The following is a 19922-nucleotide window of genomic DNA, read 5'->3' on the forward strand; positions in this document are numbered from 1 at the left end:
TTAGAAATAGAACAGGCCTGTTTTAATTTGCAGAACCATATATAAGGCTCATTAGAAATAGAACAGGCCTGTTCTATTTTGCAGAACCACATATAGTGCTCGTTAGAATTACTACAGGCCTGTTCTAATTTGCAGAACCATATATAGGACTCATTGGAATTACTACAGGCCTGTTCTAATTTGCAGAACCATATATAGGGCTCATTGGAATTAGTACAGGCCTGTTCTATTTTGTAGGACACATATATATGTCTATTGGCTCTTATCTCTAAGTGTGAGAATTAAGAATACGATGGATCGGATATATGAATAACCGCTCATGTATTTGTGTAATAAACACATGCAAAAATAGAATACAGTTAATAAAATCAGTAATTATCTAGCTTTATCCAAACACATGATGCGCACTATTAAAATTAACCTAAGCTTTGCCCTCATTCTGAATGGTATTGCCATTATCTTAGCCATGATTGGTACGCTTTCACCAGTATGGGGCGCCCTCGTACACAATGGGGGAAGCTTACTCGTAGTACTTAACTCGGCATTATTATTGTCTTGGAAATATAAAACCAATTCTGACGAAGACAGAAATCCATATGTAGGCAAACTTGTAAGTAATCAATAATCTATATATAGGAAAACTTGTAAGCAATCAATAATTCATAGTAGAATACTCTCAAAAGGAGGTTTATCATGAATACATTAGAATGCATAAAAACACGTCATAGTACACGTAAATTCAAACCTGAACCGGTTGCACAAGAATTGCTCGACACCGTTATCGATGCAGGTCGTCGCGCGCCAACAGGGGGCAATTTACAACCTACACATTTTATGGTTATTACCAATCCGGATGTGTTGAAAGAACTAGTAACCCTTGTTCAAGAAGAGTATGGTAAGACGGAAGTAACGGAACAAACGCCGCCATACATGGTGAACATCATTAAAATGTCCAAAGAGGGCAAATTTGTATTCCACTACAATGCACCGGTGCTCATCGTATTGGCTCATAAACCTGTGCTAGCCAATAATTTCTCTGATACAGCTTGTGCTATGGAAAACATGATGCTTGCCTGCAACGAACTAGACTTGGGATCCTGCTGGGTGAACCAATTACGTCACCTACAAGACAACGAACGCATAATCAAACGCCTTCGCGAACTTGGCATGGGCGATGATGAAAAAGTATATGCAAGCCTTGCCATCGGCTATCCAGACTTGCCAAATGGACTAAACCGCAGAGAACTTGACATCAAAGGGAATCCTGTAACCTATATTGACTAATAACTACACACCGAAGGGTCGCATATGCGACCCTTTTCATTTTTAGAATAAAAATGAAAATACACTTGCAAATATACCTATATGGGTATATAGTATAGATAATAGTAAATACCTATGGGGGTATAGATATAAATTAGTAATACTATTACTAATGATACAGTTTAGTTGGAGGCAACTATGGCAACGCGAAGCACAATAAAAGATTGGTTTGTAAATCATACGAAATCAATACGAATGGTAATAAACACATTAGATCATACAGATGTAGTATCTATGCCTGTTATGCCCATCCAATGGAATAGCGTATCGCAAGAAGCTTTAACCTGGACCATGCTCGTTGATATGGCTGCGGTAGACAAAGAAACAACTTATACATATCATAACTAAGGATATATTTAGTACCAAACGAACTCAATACAAAAGGGCATATGGGATAGCATATCAAGAATCAGAAATGAATTTTGATGTGCTGTCCCATATGCCCTTTTTCCTTATAATCTTTATAAATTCCTAATGGATTCTAATATAAAATGCTATATTGCGATTAGCTAAATATAGATTAGCGTTCATGGCGGATGTGTGGGTGTTTTGAAGCCGACTTTGGCCCTGCGGAGCCCGCAGGGCGGAGACAGACCCTTGCTTTATGCAGTTTTGCAAATTCTTAAAGCATTTATTGTGTGGAATAGATGAGGGGTCAAAATGACTTCGGGCTCCGCTTGCGCAGTAGCGTGTCATTTTGACCCCTCATCTATGAAACCGTAAGTTGCTGAAGAATTTACAAAGATGTATTGACCGCTTAATGGAAAATTGTGTACAATTAATTTAGAAATACAAAGTGTGTGTAATGGAGGGCTAGTTAATGGCAAAAATAGGTACATTAGCAGGTTATAATCGCGTTTCAGAGGTTCCAGAAGATGATTATTTAATGTTGGAAAATCAATTGGGATTTCCTTTGTATGTAGTAGCTAAGGAAATCGTAAATGCTTATCGTCCGCATTTGGAACCTTTGAATTTGACATATACTCAATACATTGTCATGATGGCATTGTGGCAATATGGTGAATTATCCGTCAAGGAATTAGGGCAAGTGTTGCGCCTCGATTCTGGTACATTGACGCCGTTGCTTAAGAAATTAGAACTAAAAGGGTTCTTAAAACGTAAACGCAGTCGTAATGATGAACGGGTGGTAATGGTTACTCTTTCAGAAGAAGGCCATGCACTTCGCAAGGAAGCTATCGAAGTACCTAAGAAACTAGTAGCTAGCACGCAAGAAGTTTTTACTGTTCATGAAGCTGCTGAATTGAGAAAGTTGCTTAATAAATTATTAGATACCATTGATGCAGCGCATGGTGTTATCAATCCTGAAGATATTAAACGATAAATATGATATAATTTAATTAGATATTGTATTATTGGGTCATTGGGAGTAGACCTAGTGTTACCCGTTTAGGGTGGAGGCGAACATTATGAATAAGAAATTAGTTACTACATTTGCTCTTGCAGCAACATTATTGGTTGGTTCCGTAGCTAGCGCTGCTAACTGGAACGGTTTGGAAAATTACCCAGAAGTGCCAAACAGTGCTAACGGTACAGAAACTTACTACTTTGACAAAGCATCTCAATTTAATTTGATCGATGGTAGCCGCAACTATGTATTCGGTATTAATGTAGTAAATATGCATAATAACCAATACGGCGAAGCTGCATTGTTCAAATATATTGTGCATCCTAGCTTGCACACTGTATATCGCTTTGCTCCAGATGGTCAATTGTACCAAATCAATCCTGGCACAAATGAATTCAACATGTTCAAAGCTGCTTGGAAAGAAGTATATGGCACAGAGTTTGCATTCCCTGATGTAAATGCTGTTCCTGCAACTGTAAACGTTCATGCATAATAATTAAATACTTATAATGATACGTATAATGGTGAAAGTTCTTTATAAGGGGCTTTCACCATTATTGTATATATATGAATGTATAGATATCATATAATTATGATGTTGATAGATTGTATGTTAGGTGAAAGTCTATTAATTGTATGTTAGGTGAAAGCTTAATAATTATTTTAGGAGGTAAGGATGGCAAAATCTGAATTTGCGCAGGCCTATACGGAACGCATGTTCCCCGATATTGCATCGCCAGCAGGATATATAGACCCTGAGTTTGAAGATCTATTTGAAAATTTTGCCTTTCACGAGGTCATTATAGAGGATGGCTGTAATGTAGCAGCGCATAGTCGTTTCTTGGCCATTTTAGCTACCTTGGTTGGGGCAGGTGCCACAGATGAATACTCGTTGATGATGCCAGCTGCGTTAAATTTTGGTGTCATTCCCGATGAAATCGTGGAACTTATTTATCAAGCGGTACCGTATCTTGGCATCGGGAAGGTGCGTCCGTTCTTTAAGATTACTAATAAGATACTCGATTACCGAGATGAAGAAATTCAAAATCCTCATCGCAGCACGATTACCAGTGAAAATCGCCTTGAAAAGGGCATCGAAAAGCAAGTGGAAATCTGGGGTGAAGGAATGCGTAACTTTTACCAATCGGGACCTGAAGATATGCGTCATATCAATAAATGGTTAGCGAACATGTTCGGTGATTACTATACTCGTAAGGGGTTTAGCACTAAACAACGCGAGCTCATTACCTTTTGTTTTCTCATGGCGCAAGGCGGTTGTGAAGCGCAGCTTAAGGCGCATGTCATTGGTAATTTGAACGTAGGAAATGATAAGAGATTTCTGATTAGCATTGCCTCCCAATGTGTGCCGTATATTGGCTTTCCTCGTGTGTTGAATGCATTGTCTTGCATTAATGCGGGCTTTTCCGAAAGGGAAGCAAATCAATAAATGGAACACAAATCAATAAATGAGAAGCCAATTAATGAATTGGAAATAAATCAATACATGATGTAGTAGCCAAGTGCTATTAGATAACAAGGAGTAGTATGATTCTTTCTGGATTAAGTTTAATTATGATTATCGCGTCCATTCCGGCGCTAATCATTGCTGCTGCAGGGCACGAGTATGCTCATGCTAAGGCAGCAGATTTACTGGGTGACCCTACACCGCGTATGATGGGGCGCCTTACGATGAACCCTTTTGTACACCTTGATCTCATTGGATCTTTGGCCTTGATTATAGGTGGATTTGGCTGGGCCAAACCAGTTGTTGTAAATCCCACCAATTTTAAGGACCCGCGGACCGATGATATGATTGTATCCATCGCAGGGCCTATGGCGAATCTTGTGATGGCCTTTATCGGCTACGTTGTTATGCGATGCTTGGAAGCAGCGAACCTATTGGGCAATGACTCCTTGTACCTCGTATTGTTTCTCATCGTCGTGTACAACATTAACTTTGCCATCTTAAATTTGATGCCTGTGCCACCACTCGATGGTAGCCATATTTTGATGAACTTCTTGCCTCTTAAATGGCAAATTCATGTAGCACGATTTAGCATGGTTTCCTTGCTCATCTTGATCGTTATATTAAATTCACCGATTGCTTCGCACATCTTTGTGCCCTTGCAAAAATCGATTCTTGGTGGTTTTGAAAGTATCGTTAACTTGGTGCTATAACCCAACAAAACAGCCCTTTAAACTTAAAAAAGCTATTAGTTGATTATGAACCGACCCCTTAATGTTAGACCAAAAATCTTAACGTTAAGGAGGTCGGTTTTTCTATGGCAAAATATAGCTTTACATTTAAATTAAAAGTCGTTACCGCATATCTAAATAGCGAGGGTGGATATAGCTCTTTAGCTAAGAAATACGGTGTAAAGGATGCAACGCAAGTTCTGCGTTGGGTTAATGCATTTAAAGAATTTGGTAAAGATGGTTTATGTCGAAAACGAAATAATACAAGATATACTTCAGAATTTAAGCTAGCTGTGGTAGAGTCATACTTAACTAGTGAACTATCATATCGGCAAATTGCATTTCAATATGGTCTAAATAATCCTTCATTAGTAACTCGTTGGAAATTGGAGTTTATGAAATATGGGGCCAATGCTTTTGTCGAGCGACCGAAAGGACGAGTACCTACTATGAGACGGACAGATGAAAAAGTAAAGATTACCACACATACTAAATCACGTAGCCAAAAGCAGAAAAAAGAATTAACACCAGAGCAAGCTCGTATTTTAGAATTAGAAAAACAATTACGCTATGCACAAATAGAGAATGCCTATTTAAAAGAATTGAGGAGATTGCGCCTCGAGGACGCTCGAAAAATGAAAGAGCAGCAAGAATCATTAGCAGTCTCCGAAGAGAATTCAATCTAACTGAGATTCTTGCTGCCTTACATTTTCCCAAAGCAACATATATGTACTGGCAACAGCGCTTGGACCGAGTGGATCCAGATTTACAAATACGAATAGCTATTGAAGATATTCGTAAAGACCATCCCCACTATGGATATAGACGGTTGTTACCCTTGTTACAATCACGAGGTATTGTTATTAATAAGAAACGATTACAACGAATTATGCAAAAGTTTAATCTGCAAGTAATAACATTCTCCCGTAAGAGCCGAAAATATAACTCATATAAAGGTGTTAAAGGGCGGATTGCACCTAATCGCATCAAGCGTAGATTCCATTGCACTCAACCACATCAAAAAATTACTACAGATACAACTGAATTTAAATATTATGAAATAGATGCAAATGGTGCTTTAAAAGTCAGAAAACTATACTTAGATCCATTTATGGATTTATATAATCTTGAAATTATCAGTTTTAGTATAAGTCCTACACCATCGGCTGAGTCCATACTTTCAGCACAACAACAAGCGATTGAAAAGACTGCCGATGCTAAGTATCGGCGAACATTTCATTCTGACCGTGGCTGGGGTTACCAAATGAAAACGTATCAATATAATTTAAAAGTGCATAATATATTCCAAAGTATGTCTAGAAAAGGTAATTGTCTCGACAATTCACCAATGGAAAATTTCTTTGCCATCTTAAAACAAGAGCTGTATTATGGCAATACCTTTCATAGCTATGATGAATTAAAAGAGGCGATTGAAAACTATATTATGTATTACAATACTAAACGAATTAAGGAGAAATTGAACTGGCTAAGTCCAGTTGACTATCGTTTAGCTACTACTGCAGCATAAAAAATTCCGAGCAACTAGTTTAAGTTACTCGGAATAATAAGTCTAACTTTTTGGGGTCACTACATTATATATGATCAACTAATAGCTTTTGTGTTTTAGGTGAAAGGACCCTATATGTGGTCCTGCAAAATAGAACAGGCCTGTACTAATTCTAAAGAGCCCTGTATGAGGTCCTAAAAAATAGAACAGGCCTGTACTAACTCTAAAGAGCCCTGTATGAGGTCCTAAAAAATAGAACAGGCCTGTACTAATTCTAAAGAGCCCTATATGAGGTTCTGTAAAATAGAACAGGCCTGTTCTATTTTAAAACAAGGGATAATGTTAAATGCGACCTTGTTCTTTTAGTTCCGCTAGTAATTTTACGATGCGCGGACCACAGCCTTTGCCACCACAGGCACCAGTGCCTGCTCGAGTCGCTTCTTTGACAGCTGGAAATGTATGAGCCCCATTAAAAATGGCCTCTTTAATCGTTTTGCGTGTAATGCTGCGACATGTACACACCTTTGTTAATTTGTCCAGAATTGCCTCTGGTACTTGGTTATTTTCAAATTCCATATATTCCTCTTTGACTCACACGAGTCATTATATACTAAATTACATCGAAACTTTACGATATAGTTTAGTATAGCATAGAAAAGGTTGTTTTGTTAAGTACATATAACATGGTCGAAGATGATATACTATAAGCATTATAAATTATACTTGGAGGTTAATATGTTACGACGTATTGTAGCAGCGACTATGATTGGTGCTTTGGCACTCACATCAGGTTGCGCATTTCATAATCCCTTTGCCAAGAAGGCAGAGCCTGTAACCTATGAAGCAGTGGTGCAGAGTGAGCTTTCACCAGAAGAAAAGGTAGATAAGCTTGTGGCTAATATGTCCGATGCAGACAAGGTAGGCCAGCTGTTGATGATTGGTATTCATGGCACAACCTTGAATGATGATGCGAAATTTATGCTCAATGAATATCGAGTGGGTGGCATTATCCTGTTCGACCGCAACATGGAGAGTAAGGAGCAGGTGAAAACGCTCATTACTGATATTAATAAGGCCGGTAAAAGTGCGGGTCTTACGCCATTGTTCATCGGTATCGACCAAGAGGGCGGCGCCGTGGCGCGTATGGAGGACAAGTTGATTAAGGTGCCCCCTGCAGAAGAGCTGGGTCAAGGTTCTGTTGACCATGCAGCAAATCTAGCCAAACAAGTAGGGACTGAACTTAAGGACCTTGGATTTAATATTAATTTTGCGCCTGATGCGGACTTGGGATTAACCTATGGTCGCTCATATAGTACGAATCCCGATCAAGTCGTGAAGTTTGCAGGTGCGGTAGGCAAAGCTTATGACGAATCTGGCCTATGGTATTCGTACAAGCATTTCCCTGGCATTGGTAAAACCGATGTAGATTTACATGCAGACACTAGCGTGGTGCCTGTGTCTAAAGATACGTTACTCGCTGAGGATACAAAGGTATTTGTAGACCTTATTAAACAGTCGAAACCGAATACGTATATGATTATGGTATCCCATGCGATGTATCCACAAATCGACCCTGATCATCCGTCTAGCTTATCCAAGAAAATCATCACTGATTGGCTTCGTAAAGATATGGGCTATAACGGCGTCGTCGTTACCGATGATATGGACATGGGCGCCCTTGCCAAACACTATACCTTCGGCGATATGGCTGTTCAATCCATCCAAGCTGGCAGTGACATTTTACTCGTATGCCATGAGTATGAACATATGCAAGAGGCCTATAATGGGCTTATGAAAGCCGTTAAAGATGGCACTATTTCTAAGGAACGTCTTGATGAATCGGTGAAACGTATATTGCTTATGAAGATGAGCCATGGTTTATAAATACTAGGTTAATCCATAGTATATAGTGTATTCATAACAACGTATTTATCCCCTCATACAGGACTTTTTGATACCGATAGAGAATTACTAAGTATAGTTATTCTCTATCGGTTTATTTTTTATTCGTTAGGAGTGAAGTATATGTCTCGGAGAATTATGTTGAACGGCACGTCGTATTTTGGGCAAGGTGCGATACAGGAGATTGTAAACGAAATTAAGAATCGCCATTTTAAAAAGGTTCTCGTTACATCTACGCCTGATTTATTTGAGTTTAAGGTTGCTACGAAGGTTACGGATTTGCTTGATGCGGCAGGCATTGCTTACGATGTATATGACAATATTAAGCCGAATCCAACCATTGAAAATGTAACATCTGGTGTGGCTGCTTGTAAGGCGGCTGGTGCTGATGTGATCGTTGCTGTAGGCGGTGGCAGTGCTATCGACACGAGTAAGGCTATTGCTACGATTATGACAAATCCTGAATTTAGCGATGTGCGTAGTCTTGAAGGCTTGGCGCCTACAAAACATCCTTGCTTGCCGATTATCGCTGTGTCTACTACATCCGGTACGGCAGCAGAGGTTACCATCAACTATGTTATCACTGACGTGGAAAAGAACCGCAAATTTGTTTGCGTAGACCCTCATGACATTCCAATTATAGCTATCGTAGACCCTGATATGTCTGCATCGATGCCGACAGGCCTTTGTGCATCTACTGGTATGGATGCCCTCGTTCATGCCGTAGAAGGTTACATTACTAAAGGTGCGTGGGAACTTACAGATATGCTTCATCTGAAAGCTATAGAAATCATCGGTCGTTCCTTGCGCAATGCTGTAGCTGGCGATTATGCAGGCCGTGAAGCTATGTCTCTTGGTCAATATATTGCGGGCATGGGCTTCTCTAACGTAGGTCTTGGTATCGTTCACTCTATGGCACATCCATTGAGTGCTGTATATGACATCCCTCATGGCAAAGCTTGTGCAATGCTCCTCACTGCAGTTCTTAAATTCAATGCGCCTGAAACAGGCGAAAAATATCGTGAAATCGCTCGCGTTATGGGCGTTGCTGATGTGGATGCGATGGATCAAGAAACCTATCGCCAGGCAGCTATCGATGTAATTCAAAAATTAGCTGACGATGTAGGCATTCCTAAATCCCTCAGCGAAGCTGGCGTAAAACGGGAAGATATCCCATTCCTCGCAGAATCTGCTTTCAACGACGCATGTACGCCAGGTAATCCACGAGATGTAACCATTGATGAAATCATTGGTATTTATGAATCTATATTCTAATTAAGTGTAATCAATAACAATATGGTACAGCATCTATAGGGTAAATCATTACTCATATAGATGCTGTTCTTTATTTTATGAAATTGTTCTACAAGGGTATTCTTGAAAAAGTAGGAAACGGAAAGTATACTAGTTATAAATATACTGATACGTATGTAGCGGAGAAACTTCGTTTAGAACGGATGACAGAGAAATCGTTATTGCCGTCCATTTAGAGAATCCTACATAGATTAGACTGATGTTCGATATATTTTCCACGAGGAGGAGAATGCATGAAACTATGGAAACTAAATAAACGCAGCTCTACCTTGGCAGATATGTCGATGAACCGGATACTACTATCTGAACTCATTGCTAAAGGGGCTTTAGTAGGTATCATTGCAGGATTTTTTGGCGCTGCCTATCGATATTTAATCCTCGAGTCTGAGCATATCCGATGGCATCTAATGGGTGATATTTCATTGGGATGGGCCATTGGTTGGCTCATTGCTATGGTCGTATTTGCCTTTATTGTCGATCGATTGTTAACGTGGGCGCCATTATCTGGCGGTTCCGGTATCCCTCAAATTGAAGGGGAAATGCTCGGTTTATTCGACATGAAGCCATATCGCACGCTTATTTCAAAGATGATTGGCGGCGTACTAACCGGCTTTGCTGGATTTTCCGTGGGCCGTGAAGGGCCAGCGGTGCAAATCGGCGGCTCTGCCGGTAAAATTGTGTCGTATTGGATGAATTCAGGCCTACGTGAACAACGCATTCTTACATCGGCTGGTGCCGGTGCAGGCTTAACTGCTGCCTTTAGTGCGCCTGTGTCGGGGGCTATGTTCGTCTTTGAAGAGGTGCATAAAAGCTTTTATCCGTACCTCGTCATTCCTACCTTCGTGGCTACGCTCATATCGAACTACATTACGGTAACTATCTTTGGCCTTACGCCGGCTCTCGGATTTTCCGTAACTTCAGGGATGCCGCTTGATTATTTTCCGGTTCTGCTCGGTGTAGGTATTTTAATGGGGCTCTGCGGTGTATTGTTTTGCCGCATGATATTTGCCTTTAAGCGTTTCTTCGAGTGGATGAAATGCTCTCGTTTCTTAAAACTTGTGATTACTTTTGTGACTGTGGCCGTTATCGGCTTTGATTCCCAGCTCTTGTTGGGCGGTGGCAATGATTTGGTGGGTCAACTGGCCTTTCAGTCTCATGGCGTATTGCTCCTAGGCGGCATTGTGCTAGGCAAAATTTTGCTCACTACCTTCTGCTATGGCAGCGGCGCACAGGGCGGCATCTTTCTACCGATGCTCGTTATCGGTGCATCAGCCGGTGCTTTTTGTGAAAGCGTACTTTCATCTATGGGATTAATAGCTCCAGATTTTGTACCTCAATTTGTTCTTTGTGCCATGGGCGGCATGCTAGCGGCCGCTATGCGTACCCCAATTTTGGCGATTTTACTCGTTCTTGAAATGACGGATAGCTTTTCCAATATCTATGCTATTGGTATCGTTACTATCGTGGCCTACTTGGTGGCAGAACTCTTAAAAGAACCACCTATTTACGATTCCTTATTACAAGCTATGACAGGTCAAAGCAACCTAGAAAATGTTCAAACCTTTTTCCAAACCAAGGTGCCTGTAGTGGCATCCTATGTTGATACACAATTGCAAGACCTCAACTTGCCAGAGGGGAGTTTAATCGTTAGCATTCGCCGGAATGGAACATACATCGTGCCTCTAAACGATGTAAAACTACAACCGGGCGATGAACTACAAGTATCGTGCGAACGAGGACGATTAAAAGCAGCAAAATCGTATTTCCAATCTAATTAGTATTAAATCGTTTTGGACTGAGGTCCTACTAAAAAAGCCTCCACCGGCCGGGTCTGACTTCGGCCTACGGCCTTCGCAGGGCCAAAGTCGTTTTTTTAGTAGGACCTCAGTCCTTTGTCATTTAGAACTATTAAGATTAGAAATATGATTTTGCTGCATTATTACAGACAGTAGAGGAAGGGATCCGAAGTCGTTTTTTTGAGGTAGCTCACTTTTTTCATATCCTAAACTATAGATTGAAAATAAAATTTCGCTGTATGGCCATAGGCCATATGTAACAGAGCCAAAGTCGTTTTTTAGTAGGGCCTTAGCCCTTTATCATTTAGCCCCATATAGATTGGAAATACGATTTATCTGCTTTGCCACAGGCAACAATGGTAAGAAATAGAGTGGTTATTTTCTAGTTCACTGATTCTTTAGTGCTCAATATTAAAATCACATGGTTCAATTTTTTTTGTTGTTTGTTATAGTGTAGATAAATCTTCTTTTTCAATCTCGGTTGAACTGAATTAGAAGATGCGAGAACCCTCTGTAGAAATCGACTTTGGCCCTGCGGAGCCCGAAGGGCGTAGTCAGACCTGGCCGGTGGAGATTTCTTTAGAGGGTTCTCGCATTCCTAAGTATTTAAGTTTAATTAGATTGATAAGAAGATTTCGCTGCTCCTGAGTATTTTTGGTATACTTATTATAAATACAACAGGAGGTACTGGTATGAAGACGTATTCTTTTCCTTATGATTATAAAAGTGTAGATGTGTCTATTGATGAACGGTTTGTGCAAGGGGTTCTTGTGTCTAATGCGGCGGCGTATAAGGCGGAGAAGAGTCCCGCTGAGCTTGTTGAGGAGGCGCTTGATCATCCGATTAATAGTCCGTCTCTTGAAGCATTGGTTGAGGGCAAACGCAATATGGTTATCATTACGAGTGACCATACGCGTCCTATGCCTAGTAAGGTGACGTTACCAATTTTGCTCCGTCGCATTCGCGCGGTGAATCCGACGATTGATATTACGATTTTGATTGCCACTGGCTTTCATCGGGCTATGACGCACGACGAGATGGTGCATCGGTTCGGCGAGGATATCGTGAATAACGAAAAACTCATCAATCACGATTCTGAGGATGCGGCTAATATGGTAGAAATCGGCACGTTGCCATCTGGCGGCAAGTGCGTCATCAATCGTTTGGCGGTGGAAACGGAATTACTCATCTCCGAAGGGCTAATTAATCCTCATTTCTTCGCGGGCTTCTCGGGCGGCCGCAAATCCGTGTTGCCTGGCGTAGCATCCAAGGTGACGGTGTTGGCTAATCATTGTGCCGAATTTATTGAAAGCGAGCATTCCCGGACCGGTAAAATCGATGAAAATCCGATTCACAAGGATATGTTGTACGCTGCACGAAAAGCGAATTTGCAGTTCATCCTAAATGTTATTATCGATAGTAAAAAGGAAATTATTAAGGCTGTAGCTGGTGATTGTGTAGATGCCCATAAGGAAGGTTATGAGTTTATTCGTTCCTTGTCTTCTGTGAAAGCTATTCCTGCAGATATCGTTATTACAAGTAATGGTGGCTATCCATCTGACCAAAATTTATATCAATCCGTAAAGGGGATGACGGCTGGCGAAGCATCTTGTAAGGATGGCGGTGTTATCATCATCGCTGCTTCCTGTAAAGAAGGACATGGAGGACAAGCTTTATATGAGGCTTTCAAAAACATGGAAAGTCCTCAACAAATCTTGAATGATATTCACGGCGTACCTCGCAATGAAACTAAACCATACCAATGGAAAATTCAAATTTTAGCGCGTATTTTGAATCACTATAAGGTTATCGTTGTGACTCAAGATTGCGACCATCAAGTCATTCGCGATATGCACATGACGCCTGCGTCCACATTAGATGAAGCATTGTGCATCGCCCGTGGCATTATGGGCGAGGATGCATCGATTACCATCATTCCTAATGGCTCTACCGTGATTGTTGAATAAATTTATCATGTTTGAATAACTAGGTGTTGTTTGTGTGGTAGCGTAGGGGTGTCAGTATGGTTGATAATATAGTTTTATTCTATCTGTTTTTTATCGTAGTCGGATTTTTTACCGCTATGTTAGGTACTATTATTGGTGCCGGCGGTGGTATCGTATTTGTACCTTTGTTTATGTACTGGTTCCCAGAGTGGTCTCCATCCATGATTGTTGGCACATCGCTGTTTTCTGTTATGTGTAATGCTATTTCAGGATCACTGGCATATCTTAAACAGAAAAAGATATATATTAGTGCCGCGCTAATCTTTAGTGTAGCCACATTTCCAGGGGCTATTATAGGGGCTCAAATGTCTGATGAATTTTCTGGACCGGGATTTAAATTTGCCTTTGGTTGCTTTATGCTATGTGCCTCATTTCTAATTGGCTTTAAGAACTTTGGTAAAAAAGAAGAACGGAAGGAAGAATCTTTAACAAAAGATCAGGTGACGTACAATAAACCAGTCGGTATTGGCATTAGTATTATTGTTGGCTTTATCTCTAGTATTTTCGGTATCGGCGGTGGGCTAGTACACGTGCCTGCTCTGATTTACATCATGGGTTTTCCAACACATTTAGCAACCGCTACAAGTCATGCTATTTTGGCCGTATCCACGTCAGTTGGTGTTATTACCCATTTTGTAGAAAACCATATCGTATTTAACATTGCTATCCCTGCCAGTATCGGTGCCATATTTGGGGCCCAAGCAGGCGCTCAAATAGCAAAACGCCTCAGAGCTAAGGCTATCTTGGCACTTATGAGCATCGGCGTATTTGCATTGGCTATTAAATTGATTATTGGCTCTGGGATATTGTTTTAAGTAGGATAGATATTCATATACATTGCTTTTTAAAATTAGTACAGGCCTGTTCTAATTTATAAGAGCACTTAAATATGATGCTTTTACAAATAGAACACGCCTGTACTAATTTATAAGAGCACCTAAATATGATACTTTTACAAATAGAACACGCCTGTTCTAATTTACAAGAGTACCTATATAGTCTAAACATAAGAAAAATATATAAAAGGGCTGTAACAGAAATGAGATTACCTCATTTTTGCTACAGTCCTTTTGTCTGTGCTTTTTAGCATCTATTCCTAAAACGCATAACTAATTTATATTGATAATTCCTAATGTGTAATATACAGGATACTAGGAAAATCCGCATAAATATTCATATATTGGTGTAGATCTGTATTCATGCTATAAACCTCTTAATCCCCATGAATACGCATATTGATAGGGGATACCCTTATGGGCTTTCATAAGTGGTTATCATATATTTTTATTGATGTGTGTTCCTAGGAAAGGCACTTGTTTTTCGGGTAAATGAAATCAACTTTCAACTAAGATGCATTTTATATTATGTATCTATAGAATTTATATTTCATATACAATTTATGCATAATGGTAGCGACCGAAATGAGAACGGCGTATACTAGTTATAAAAGAAATTTTCCTAAGGATAGGATTGGAGGCTTTTCAAGTGAGTATATTAGTTAAAGATTATGATCGTTTTGCCAAAGAGGCGCAAGCGATTTGTAAGGATCGTGTTTATACAGACCGTCTGCGCCGTTATGCGTATGGTGTAGATGCATCTTGTTACAGTTATTTACCAAAAGTAGTGGTAAAAGCAGAAAACGAATCCGAAGTACGTCATCTTATTCGTTTGTGTCAACAATGTGGCACACCATTTACATTCCGTGCGGCTGGCTCTTCTTTGTCTGGTCAATGTTCCAGTGAAGACGTGCTTATCGTTTGTAATGATGGATTCAAAAAAATGGAAGTTATCGACGATGGTAAAGCATTGCGTTGTGAATGTGGTGTTATCGGTTCCGATGCGAATGATTTGTTAAAACCATATAATCGTAAAATCGGTCCAGACCCTGCAACTCTTGCAACAGCATTGGTAGGCGGTATTTTGAACAATAACTCCTCCGGTATGTGCTGTGGTACTGCACAAAACTCTTATAAAACAATTCGCTCTATTCGCGTTGTCTTATTAGATGGTTCCATTTTGGATACATCCGATAAAAAGAGCATCGATCAATTCCTCAAAGAAAAACCACAAATGGTTGAAGATATTTTGCAATTGCGCAAAGAAATCTTGGCTGATGAGGAGTTGACTCATTTGATTCATCATAAATATAAAATCAAAAATACTACAGGTTATGGTTTGAACTCCCTTGTAGATTTTGAAGATATCATCGATATTATCAATCACTTGTTCATCGGTTCCGAAGGTACATTGGGCTTTGTATCTGAAATCGTGTACAACACTGTTGAAGATGTACCTCACAAAGGTTGCGGTCTCATGTTCTTCAGCACATTGAACGATGCATCTCTTGCCGTTGTAGCCTTGGCTAATATGGGCCGTGAAAAGGTTGTTGCTGCTGAAATGATGGACTATCAATCCTTAAAAGCAGTTCAAACTCTAGATAATGTACCTGATTTCGTTCGTGAAGTTCCAGAAGGTACAAGTGCTATCTTGTTCCAAACTGAAAGCTATTCTAAAGAAATTGTTGATGAAAATTTGGCTTTCATTAAAGAACAATTGAAAGACATTCCAACAGCTATTCCAAGTCTTTATTCTCAGGATCCTAAAGAATACGATTCCTGGTGGGCAATTCGTAAAGGTATCTTGCCAATCGTTGGTGGTCAACGTAGAAAAGGTACTACTGTTATCACAGAAGACGTTTGCTTCCAAATCGAAGACTTCACTAAGGGCATCGAAATGCTTACTGAATTATTCCACAAATACGATTTCGTTGATGGTGGCGTAATCTTCGGTCATGCGTTGTCCGGTAACGTTCACTTTAACATTACTCCTGATTTCAGCGATCCTAAAGATACTAAGAACTTCGGTGATTTAGTGAAAGAAATGTCCGAACGTGTATCTGGTTTCGGTGGTTCTTTGAAAGCCGAACATGGTACAGGCCGTATGGTGGCACCTTTCATCGAAATGGAATGGGGCCGCAAAGCGTACGAAATCAACCGTCGTATCAAAGCTATCTTTGACCCTACTCGCATCTTGAACCCTGATGTTATGATTACTGACGATCCAGATGTGTACAAGAAAAATCTTAAAGCACAATGTGTTATCGATGATGCTTTCACAATCTGTATGGAATGTGGTTTCTGTGAAAAGAACTGCCCTAGCCGTAATTTGACATTGACACCACGCCAACGTATCGCATTGTTGCGCGAAACTAAACGCCTTGAAAATGAAGGTAATTTCGCTGTTGCCAACGAACTTAAAAAAGGTTATGAATATTTCGGCGTTGAAACTTGTGCTGCATGCTCCATGTGTAAAGGTCTTTGCCCACTTAGCATCGATACTGCACAAATCGCATTGTCCATGCGTCGCATTGATCCACCAGCACCTGGTTTGGCTAAGAAAATTTACGATAACTTCTCCAGTACTCTTGAAATGTGCCGTGCCGGCGTAAGCCTTGAAGGCATTGCTGGTGCTATTATCACACAAAAAGCAATTTCCAAAATCACTGAAGGTTTACATGGCGTAACTGGTGTAACACCTTATGTACCTAAAACAACACCTAAGGCTAATCGCTATAAATTGAAAAACCGCATTAAACCTACTAACTTTGAAAAGGTTGTATACTTCAGTACTTGTGCGAACCGTGCGTTCCGTCAAAACCAAGGTTATGATGATCAACGTAGCTTGCAACAAGTTGTTGAAAGCCTCTGCAACAAGGCTCAAATCGATATTATCTATCCTGAACATATCGAAAACCTCTGCTGTGGCTTGAGCTTTGAAAACTACGATGACGTACATGAACGTGCTGTAAAAGATTTACACGATGCGTTGATGAAAGCATCTCAAAATGGTAAATACCCAATCGTTATCGACCATAGTGCATGCTTCAACCATGCATTCAAACATATGCCAGATTTAGAAATTAATGATATTTCTGAATTCTTATGCAAATTCGTAGTACCTCGCCTTGATATTACAAAATGCGATGAACGCGTTCTTGTTCATAAACAATGTAAAATCAAAGTATTGGGCAAATCTCAATACATCGAAGACTTGGCACGTCTATGCTCTGACCATGTATTTAATATTAAATCCTTCGCATGCGATGGCTTTGCTGGTCAAAAAGGTTTCTTCACACCAGAACTTAATAAATGTGCTACAAAAGACCTTGCTAGTGAAGTTGCCGAATACGGTGCTACACTTGGCGTAAGCTCTAGTTCTACATGTGAAATTGGTCTTGGTGAAAGCGGCGGCATTCCATTCGTAAGCGTTGCGTACTTGTTGGATCGTTGCTCTAAGGCTAAAAAATAATTGTACTAGAAAATCTAATAGACTAAATTAAAACAAAGTGCTAACATCGTAGTAAGATGTTAGCACTTTGTTTTGTATATAGTAGTTTTAAAACTTTGGGTTGGTATTTTTGTTTAGTCTGAACATAGGAGGTGGGGATATTGGATATCAAAAAGAGTCTTATTTATGATGCTTTTGAAGATAATGAAGGTTTATTAAACTTTAATCAAGTCAAACAATTAGGTCTTTCTTATTATACGTTAAACTTGATGTTAGCAAATGAAGAAATCTATTCTGATGAACGTGGTTTATATTCTCTGCCAAACGTATATGTAGATGAGTGGTTTTGCATTCAACATAGATTTCCTAAAGGAATATTTAGCTTAGATTCTGCATTATGGTTACATGGGTTATCCTTAACTGTTCCATTTCAGCCAACCCTCAGCTTTCCTTATGGTACAAATACAAAGAAGTTAAAACTGAATAATATTTTACCTATTGTTTTGCGTGCTCATTATGATAAAGGAATTGAACAGTTAGAGCGTCAGCCTAAACAGTTTATTTCTCTTTATTCAAGAGAGCGTACACTAGTAGAATGTTTACGCCCTATATATAAAATAGATATACAGCTTATATCGACAGCATTTCAAATGTATTTTAAAGATAAAAAATATAATCTAGATGAGTTATATTATTATGGAAAATTGTTTAAAGTGACTAGTAAATTACAATCCTATATAGAGGTGTTAACATGAAGTTTGCTAATGCTAACAGTTTTAAAAGTAAAATGAAAGATATTGCTAAGAAAAAAGGAGTCCCAGCACAACAAGTACAACAGCAATACTTACTTGAAGAGATACTGAAAGCTATTGCAGTAAGTAATTATAAGGACTCCTTTATTTTGAAGGGCGGGTATTTAATTGGTCAAATTATAGGCCTTGATAAGCGTACAACTATGGATTTAGATGTTACGCTGAAGGGTATCACATTAAATATTGATACTCTTATATCCGTATTTAATGAAATTGTAGTATTATCAGAAAGTGCTTTTTTATTTCATGTTGAATCTGGTGAGCCGATTCGTGGAGCGGATAAATATGGTGGTGTTCGTTTGAAAATATCTGCTTCATATGAACATTTACAAGAGTATGTATTTATAGATATTACAACGGATGATGCTATTACACCTAGACAAATTAAATATCAGGTTCTATCTGTATTTGATGGAAAGCAAATAGATATTTGGTCATATAATTTAGAGACAATTTTAGCTGAAAAAATTGAAACCATTCTTAGTCGTGGTGAGCTTTCAACTCGACCTCGTGATAGATATGATGTATTTGTACTTACTCAACTTAATGGTGATATGATTGATTATATTATATTATCTCAAGCAATCTATAGAACTGCTGAAAAACGAGGTACGATAGAACGTATTGTAGATTGGAAACAAACTTTAAATAACTTAGCACAATCGAATTATCAAGAAAATCTATGGTCTAATTATCAAAAGCGATTTTTATATGCTAAGGAAATCTCTTATGCTCAAACTAATGATTGTTTATATGAATTATTAAGTAGGATAGATATATGAAGCATTTATTTATATTACCATTTATAGCTATGTTAATAGTGTTTAATGTAGGTTGCTCATTACTTGTAAATAATCAAGAAAAAGCAACTAAAACTACAGTGGAATCACAAGAAATACAGAAGAATGAAACTACAGAAGCTAATAGTCGTTTGAATGTCGCCAAACAAGCTCTATCATCTGGTGATTATAATAAGGCGATAGAAGAATCAACAATAGCTATTAATGCAAATGCTAATAATGCTGAAGCCTATTCTATTCGCGGCTTTGCAACAGCGCTCAATGGCGATACCACTAAAGGCTTGGTCGATACGAAGAAAGCTTATGATTTAGATCCTAATAATGTGGCTAATTACTACAATATGGCCATGGTCTATAAGTTACAAGGTCAATTACAAGAGTCTAAACGATGGTTCGAAAAGGTATTAGAAAAGGACCCTAGTAATACTTGGTCTGTGTATGGTATTGCTACCATTTATGCAGACCAAGGGGATGATACTAAGGCCCTTGATTGGCTTGAAAAAGCAATCAAAATTGATCCTTCTGTAAAGGCTGTTGGTGCTGAACAAGATCATTTTGAACGGTTTCACAATAATGCGCGATTTAAAACATTAGTAGGATTATAGTCTTATAA

At 39.2% G+C, this 19922-nt stretch carries 19 protein-coding genes; 18 read left to right on the forward strand and 1 reads right to left on the reverse strand.

Annotation, left to right across the window (positions count from 1 at the left end; translation table 11 throughout):
• Positions 1 to 397 precede the first annotated feature (397 nt).
• The 9 genes from HMPREF1477_RS09610 (at position 398) to HMPREF1477_RS09870 (ending at position 6413) form a co-directional block, all read left to right on the forward strand.
• Complete coding sequence (locus HMPREF1477_RS09610) at positions 398 to 625, forward strand: hypothetical protein (RefSeq protein ID WP_016476298.1); 228 nt, start codon at positions 398 to 400, stop codon at positions 623 to 625.
• 68 nt (positions 626 to 693) lie between these two features.
• Entirely contained in the window at positions 694 to 1284 is a 591-nt protein-coding gene (locus HMPREF1477_RS06560) for a nitroreductase (protein WP_005384678.1), read from the forward strand.
• A 177-nt stretch (positions 1285 to 1461) separates the two neighbouring features.
• The gene (locus tag HMPREF1477_RS06565) at positions 1462 to 1671 is read left to right on the forward strand and encodes a hypothetical protein (protein ID WP_016476299.1); all 210 of its coding nucleotides are present in this window, start codon (positions 1462 to 1464) and stop codon (positions 1669 to 1671) included.
• Between the two features lie 472 nt (positions 1672 to 2143).
• Positions 2144 to 2665 carry a MarR family winged helix-turn-helix transcriptional regulator gene (locus tag HMPREF1477_RS06570; protein ID WP_016476300.1) on the forward strand — a complete coding sequence of 174 codons (522 nt, stop codon included), beginning with the start codon at positions 2144 to 2146 and terminating at the stop codon, positions 2663 to 2665.
• Between the two features lie 85 nt (positions 2666 to 2750).
• On the forward strand, positions 2751 to 3182 hold the full coding sequence (locus tag HMPREF1477_RS06575; protein WP_016476301.1) for a hypothetical protein: 432 nt from the start codon (positions 2751 to 2753) through the stop codon (positions 3180 to 3182).
• A 183-nt stretch (positions 3183 to 3365) separates the two neighbouring features.
• Positions 3366 to 4136 carry a carboxymuconolactone decarboxylase family protein gene (locus HMPREF1477_RS06580; protein WP_016476302.1) on the forward strand — a complete coding sequence of 257 codons (771 nt, stop codon included), beginning with the start codon at positions 3366 to 3368 and terminating at the stop codon, positions 4134 to 4136.
• Between the two features lie 98 nt (positions 4137 to 4234).
• A complete protein-coding gene (locus tag HMPREF1477_RS06585; RefSeq protein ID WP_005378174.1) occupies positions 4235 to 4867 on the forward strand; it encodes a site-2 protease family protein in 633 nt (210 codons plus the stop codon).
• Between the two features lie 104 nt (positions 4868 to 4971).
• Entirely contained in the window at positions 4972 to 5571 is a 600-nt protein-coding gene (locus HMPREF1477_RS09865) for a helix-turn-helix domain-containing protein (RefSeq protein WP_016475879.1), read from the forward strand.
• Positions 5487 to 6413 (forward strand): IS3 family transposase, encoded by a 927-nt coding sequence (locus HMPREF1477_RS09870; protein WP_304412408.1) that lies wholly within the window; start codon positions 5487 to 5489, stop codon positions 6411 to 6413. Before HMPREF1477_RS09865 ends, HMPREF1477_RS09870 begins: the two co-directional genes overlap by 85 nt.
• Positions 6414 to 6734: 321 nt before the next feature.
• Here HMPREF1477_RS09870 and HMPREF1477_RS06600 read toward each other — a convergent pair whose 3' ends face one another.
• Positions 6735 to 6968 carry a (2Fe-2S)-binding protein gene (locus HMPREF1477_RS06600; protein ID WP_005378014.1) on the reverse strand — a complete coding sequence of 78 codons (234 nt, stop codon included), beginning with the start codon at positions 6966 to 6968 and terminating at the stop codon, positions 6735 to 6737.
• Positions 6969 to 7127: 159 nt separating this feature from the next.
• Between HMPREF1477_RS06600 and HMPREF1477_RS06605 the strand changes: the two genes are divergently transcribed.
• From HMPREF1477_RS06605 to HMPREF1477_RS06645, 9 genes are all read left to right on the forward strand, one after another.
• A complete protein-coding gene (locus tag HMPREF1477_RS06605; RefSeq protein ID WP_016476303.1) occupies positions 7128 to 8276 on the forward strand; it encodes a glycoside hydrolase family 3 protein in 1149 nt (382 codons plus the stop codon).
• A 141-nt stretch (positions 8277 to 8417) separates the two neighbouring features.
• On the forward strand, positions 8418 to 9569 hold the full coding sequence (fucO, locus tag HMPREF1477_RS06610) for a lactaldehyde reductase (RefSeq protein WP_016476304.1): 1152 nt from the start codon (positions 8418 to 8420) through the stop codon (positions 9567 to 9569).
• A gap of 272 nt (positions 9570 to 9841) precedes the next feature.
• Positions 9842 to 11386: a ClC family H(+)/Cl(-) exchange transporter gene (locus HMPREF1477_RS06615; RefSeq protein WP_016476305.1), complete on the forward strand. Its 1545-nt coding sequence runs from the start codon at positions 9842 to 9844 to the stop codon at positions 11384 to 11386.
• Between the two features lie 710 nt (positions 11387 to 12096).
• Complete coding sequence (larA, locus tag HMPREF1477_RS06620; RefSeq protein WP_016476306.1) at positions 12097 to 13371, forward strand: nickel-dependent lactate racemase; 1275 nt, start codon at positions 12097 to 12099, stop codon at positions 13369 to 13371.
• 56 nt (positions 13372 to 13427) lie between these two features.
• A complete protein-coding gene (locus HMPREF1477_RS06625; RefSeq protein WP_016476307.1) occupies positions 13428 to 14225 on the forward strand; it encodes a sulfite exporter TauE/SafE family protein in 798 nt (265 codons plus the stop codon).
• Between the two features lie 670 nt (positions 14226 to 14895).
• Positions 14896 to 17718, forward strand: a complete 2823-nt coding sequence (locus HMPREF1477_RS06630; RefSeq protein ID WP_016476308.1) for an FAD-binding and (Fe-S)-binding domain-containing protein — start codon at positions 14896 to 14898, stop codon at positions 17716 to 17718.
• Positions 17719 to 17849: 131 nt separating this feature from the next.
• A complete protein-coding gene (locus HMPREF1477_RS06635; RefSeq protein WP_232197171.1) occupies positions 17850 to 18452 on the forward strand; it encodes a transcriptional regulator in 603 nt (200 codons plus the stop codon).
• Positions 18449 to 19291, forward strand: a complete 843-nt coding sequence (locus HMPREF1477_RS06640; RefSeq protein ID WP_016476310.1) for a nucleotidyl transferase AbiEii/AbiGii toxin family protein — start codon at positions 18449 to 18451, stop codon at positions 19289 to 19291. The genes HMPREF1477_RS06635 and HMPREF1477_RS06640 overlap by 4 nt, the downstream gene beginning before the upstream one ends.
• On the forward strand, positions 19288 to 19914 hold the full coding sequence (locus HMPREF1477_RS06645; RefSeq protein ID WP_016476311.1) for a tetratricopeptide repeat protein: 627 nt from the start codon (positions 19288 to 19290) through the stop codon (positions 19912 to 19914). Before HMPREF1477_RS06640 ends, HMPREF1477_RS06645 begins: the two co-directional genes overlap by 4 nt.
• Positions 19915 to 19922 lie beyond the last annotated feature (8 nt).

It is taken from the genome of Veillonella sp. HPA0037 (assembly GCF_000411535.1).
Lineage (GTDB): Bacteria > Bacillota > Negativicutes > Veillonellales > Veillonellaceae > Veillonella > Veillonella atypica.